This window comes from Tabrizicola sp., from assembly GCF_016793705.1.
Lineage (GTDB): Bacteria > Pseudomonadota > Alphaproteobacteria > Rhodobacterales > Rhodobacteraceae > Tabrizicola.
Genome location: NZ_JAEULO010000019.1, coordinates 1 through 3,846, shown reverse-complemented (window position 1 = coordinate 3,846; position 3,846 = coordinate 1). Strand labels below are relative to the sequence as shown.

4 protein-coding genes are annotated in these 3,846 nt (G+C 64.6%); all 4 read right to left on the bottom strand.

Features of this window, described 5'->3' with window-relative positions; all coding sequences use genetic code 11:
- Positions 1-402: ABC transporter ATP-binding protein (locus JNJ68_RS03185; protein ID WP_294978869.1), on the bottom strand; the 402-nt coding region annotated here is incomplete at its 3' end.
- Between the two features lie 8 nt (positions 403-410).
- Positions 411-1,253 carry a carbohydrate ABC transporter permease gene (locus JNJ68_RS03180; RefSeq protein WP_294978867.1) on the bottom strand — a complete coding sequence of 281 codons (843 nt, stop codon included), beginning with the start codon at positions 1,251-1,253 and terminating at the stop codon, positions 411-413.
- A 1-nt stretch (position 1,254) separates the two neighbouring features.
- A complete protein-coding gene (locus JNJ68_RS03175; RefSeq protein WP_168776747.1) occupies positions 1,255-2,157 on the bottom strand; it encodes a sugar ABC transporter permease in 903 nt (300 codons plus the stop codon).
- A gap of 101 nt (positions 2,158-2,258) precedes the next feature.
- Positions 2,259-3,533: an extracellular solute-binding protein gene (locus JNJ68_RS03170; RefSeq protein ID WP_294978865.1), complete on the bottom strand. Its 1,275-nt coding sequence runs from the start codon at positions 3,531-3,533 to the stop codon at positions 2,259-2,261.
- Positions 3,534-3,846: the final 313 nt, after the last annotated feature.

Below are 3,846 nucleotides of genomic sequence, written 5' to 3'. Positions count from 1 at the left end.
AAGCTCTTTCGGCAACCGCTTCAGCAGCGGGCCAAGTTGCAGGATTTCGGCCGCCCGGGCGATCTTGCGCGCGGCCTCGTCCTTCGGCGTCTTCGCCACCTTCAGCGCGAAGCCCATGTTCTGTTCCACGGTCTTGTGCGGATAAAGCGCGTAGGACTGGAACACCATCGCGATGCCACGGTCGGCCGGGCGCACGTCGTTCATGCGCTGGCCGTCGATCACCAGCTCGCCCCGGCTGATGCTTTCCAGCCCCGCGATCATCCGCAACAGCGTGGATTTCCCGCAGCCCGAGGGCCCGACGATCACCACGAACTCGCGTTCGGCAATGTCGATGTCGATGCCGCGCACGGCTTCGTAGGTGCCATAGCGCTTGGTGATGCCTTTGATCTGCATGTAGGCCATGGGGGCACTCATTTGACGGCGCCGCTGGTCAGCCCGCCGACGAACTGGCGCTGCATGACCAGGAAGGTCGCAAGGATGGGAAGGATCGACAGCGCGAGGCCGGCCATCAGCACGCCCCAGTCGGCGCGCAGCGCGACGGCAAAGCTCATCACGCCGATGGTCACGGTCTTGACGCTTTCGCTTTCGACAAAGGTCAGGGCGAAGATGAACTCGTTCCAGACCCGCATCGCCGAGATCAGGCCGGCCGAGGCCAGGATGGGCCGGCAAAGCGGCAGGTAGACCTCGCGGAAGATGCGCCCCTCGCCCGCGCCGTCCATCAGCGCGGCCTCGCGCAGCTCACCGGGGATGCCGGTCATGTAGGCGCGGATCAGGAAGGTGGTGAAGGGCAGGCCGAAGGCCACGTTGGGCAGGATCAGCGCGAAGTAGGTGTTGTAAAGCCCGGTCTCGGCCATGACGCGGAAAAGCGGGATCAGGCTGACCTCGGGCGGCAGGATCGCGCCGCCCAGGATCAGGGTGTAGATCGCCGCCTTGGCGCGGAAGTCCAGCACCACCAGCGCATAGGCCGCCATGGTGGCCAGCGTCAGCTCGATCACGACCGTCGACGTGGTGACGACCAGCGAGTTCAACAGGTAGCGCGAGATGCCGTAGTTCCAGGCGGTCGAGAAGTTCTCCCAATGCCAGACCTTGGGCAGGCCCCAGGTGGCGGCGAACATGTCGTTCGTGGTCTTGAAGGCGTTCAGGAAGAGCCAGACCATCGGGTAGACGCAGATGACGGCCAGAGTCAGGAAGACGGCCCAGAGGAGGATGCGGTTCAGCACGGCAAGGGCGGGGAAGGGGCGCGCGGCGGCCATCTCAGCGGTCCTTCTGCAGCTTGATCTGCACCAGGCCGATGGTCAGCGCGATGAAGAAGATCACCGTGGCGATGGCCGAGGAATAGCCCACCATGTCGTCGCGGAAGGCGGCGCGGTACATCATCGTACCCAGCACCTCGGACGCGTGGTTCGGCCCGCCCGCCGTCATCACCCAGACGATGTCGAAGACCTTGAGCGAGCCCAGGATGGTGACGATGGTCACGATCAGGATTGTCTCGCGCACGCCCGGCACGGTGATGTGCCAGAACTGCTGCACGCCCGAGGCGCCGTCGATCTCCATCGCCTCGTACAGGTCGCGCGGCACGGCCCGGATGGCGACCATGAACAGCGCCATGATGTAGCCCGTCCACTGCCACTGGCTGACGAAGATCACCGCGAAGATAGCGGTGTCGGGCTCGCCCAGCCAGGCCTTCGACCAGGACGACAGGCCGGTTTCCCACAGGATCTGGTCGATCAGCCCGGTCATCGGGGTGAGGAGCAGTTGCCAGACCAGCCCGACCACCACCACCGGCAGGATCGAGGGCAGGAACAGCGCGGTCCGGAACAGGTTGGCCGAGAAATCCGGGAAGATCCGCGCCTCCAGCACGGCGGCCAGCACCAGCGCGATGCCGACCTGGCAGGTCACCGAGATCGCCGCATAGGCCGCGTTGTTGGTCAGCGCGGTCATGAAGCGGGGGTCATTCCACAGCCGCAGATAGTTCTCGAAGCCCACGAAATCCCAGTCCAGCGACATGGCGGAAAAGGAAAACAGGCTGAAACGGATGTTGGTCAGCGCGGGGCCGTAGACGAAGACCGCCAGGAACAGAAGCGCCGGCGCGACCCAGAGCCAGCCTTGCAGGCTTTGCCGCCACGTCGCGCGGATGGGGTCTTGGCTGTCGGGCATCGGGTGTCCTGTCGCGGGCAAGTGCGGGAGCGGGAAAGGGCGCTTAAGGGAAAGGCCGGGCGGCAAGGGCGCGCCGCCCGGCGATCGGTCCGGCGGGGGAGTTACCGCTGGGCCTGGGTTTCCTTGGCCGCGGCGCGGACTTTCTCCATCACCGCTTCCGGCGTCTCTTCACCCGACAACAGGCCCTGTCCGGCCGCGAGGATCACGTTGGCCGAGGCGGTGTCCATGTCGGTGTCCAGCCACAGCGCCATGCCCGCCGCATCCTCCAGCGCCTTCAGCCCGGCAAGGGTCTCCGGCGTGGTGGTCGCCTCTGTGACCGAACCGATCACCGCCGAGGTCATGCCCGTGGTCGAGACATACTTGGCCGCCTGCTCCGGCGAGGTGATGAAGTTCAGGAAGGCCAGCGCCTCTTCGGGATGCTCAGTCTTGGACGAGACCAGGAACCCGTCCGGCGCCCCGGTCAGCAGGTCGTTGCGGCCCGCAGCACCTTCCATCGGCGGCATCGGGAAGAAGCCCCAGCCCTGCTCGGCCACCGGCGTGTCGGCCAGCATGTAGAACTCGACCAGCTCCAGGTAGACCATGGCCGAGCGGCCGGCGATGAAGGCGCCGCGGGCCTGCTGGTGCGAGATCGCATTGGCGCCGGTGTTGAAATAGCCCTTGTCGCCGAAGGACTTGTACAGCGCCAGCGCCTCGACATAGCCGGGGTGGGTGTAAAGCTGGTCGGCCGGGGCCAGAAGCTGGTAGTCGGCCTGGCGCACCTCGTCGGGGACCATCTTGGCGAAGAGGTCGCCGATGTAGTGGGTGGCCGCCCAGGGCGCCTGGTTGCCATAGGCGATCGGAACTTCACCCGCAGCCAAGAGTGCGTCGTTCAGCGCGATGAATTCGGCGAAGGTCGTCGGCACGGCCAACCCGTGCTTTTCGAAGACCGCCTTGTTGTAGATCATGTATTTGCTGTCGACGTTCACCGGAATGCCGAACTGCTTGCCCTCGAACTGGAACGGCTCCAGCGAGGCGGCGGCGAACCGGCCCTGCCATTCCGGGCCCTTCAGCGCCTCGGTCAGGTCCAGCGTGCGGCCTTCGCGGGCGAACTTACGGCCGAACTCGCCCGACCAGGAAAAGTAGATGTCCGGCACCTGGTCCGAGGCCATCAGCACCCGGATCTTGTCCTTGTAAGGCTCGTCGGCAACCGCCTCCATCACGATGTCGATGGTGGGGTTGGCCGCTTCGAACTCGGCCACTGCGGCGTCGAAGTAGGCCATGTTCTCAGGCTCGGGGAACTTGTGCAGGAAACTGACCACGGTCTTGTCCTGGGCCAGCCCCGGCAGCGATGCCAGGATTCCGGTCGCCAGTGCGGTCACGGCGAGAAGGTGCTTCATCGAACTCTCCCTTGTTGGTTGACCGGACTATACCAGTTTGTCCGGCTTTGCTGGTGTTGGTATATTGGTATCCATACCAAGTGGACCAGCGCAACGATTTTCTTGCCGGAACCTGCGATTCTTCGTGCTGCATTGCAGCGTTTCGCGAAAGTCACTGGCTTTTCTGTTGCCTCGCGAAGCGCGTTGGTATAGTCATTGGAGCTGACAACCCGTGCCACCCCCGGAAAATCGGATCATTTTCAACGCTCGCCCTGCTGTCGGTGTATACCAAATGCCCATTCCAAGCTTTTTAAGCCAGGACCAGCGCCCCGGG

What these genes read in the sequence shown, in the direction of transcription:
- JNJ68_RS03180 (WP_294978867.1), bottom strand. Translation starts at nt 1,253, where the DNA reads ATGGCCGCCGCGCGCCCCTTCCCCGCCCTTGCCGTGCTGAACCGCATC.
- JNJ68_RS03175 (WP_168776747.1), bottom strand. Translation starts at nt 2,157, where the DNA reads ATGCCCGACAGCCAAGACCCCATCCGCGCGACGTGGCGGCAAAGCCTG.
- JNJ68_RS03170 (WP_294978865.1), bottom strand. Translation starts at nt 3,533, where the DNA reads ATGAAGCACCTTCTCGCCGTGACCGCACTGGCGACCGGAATCCTGGCA.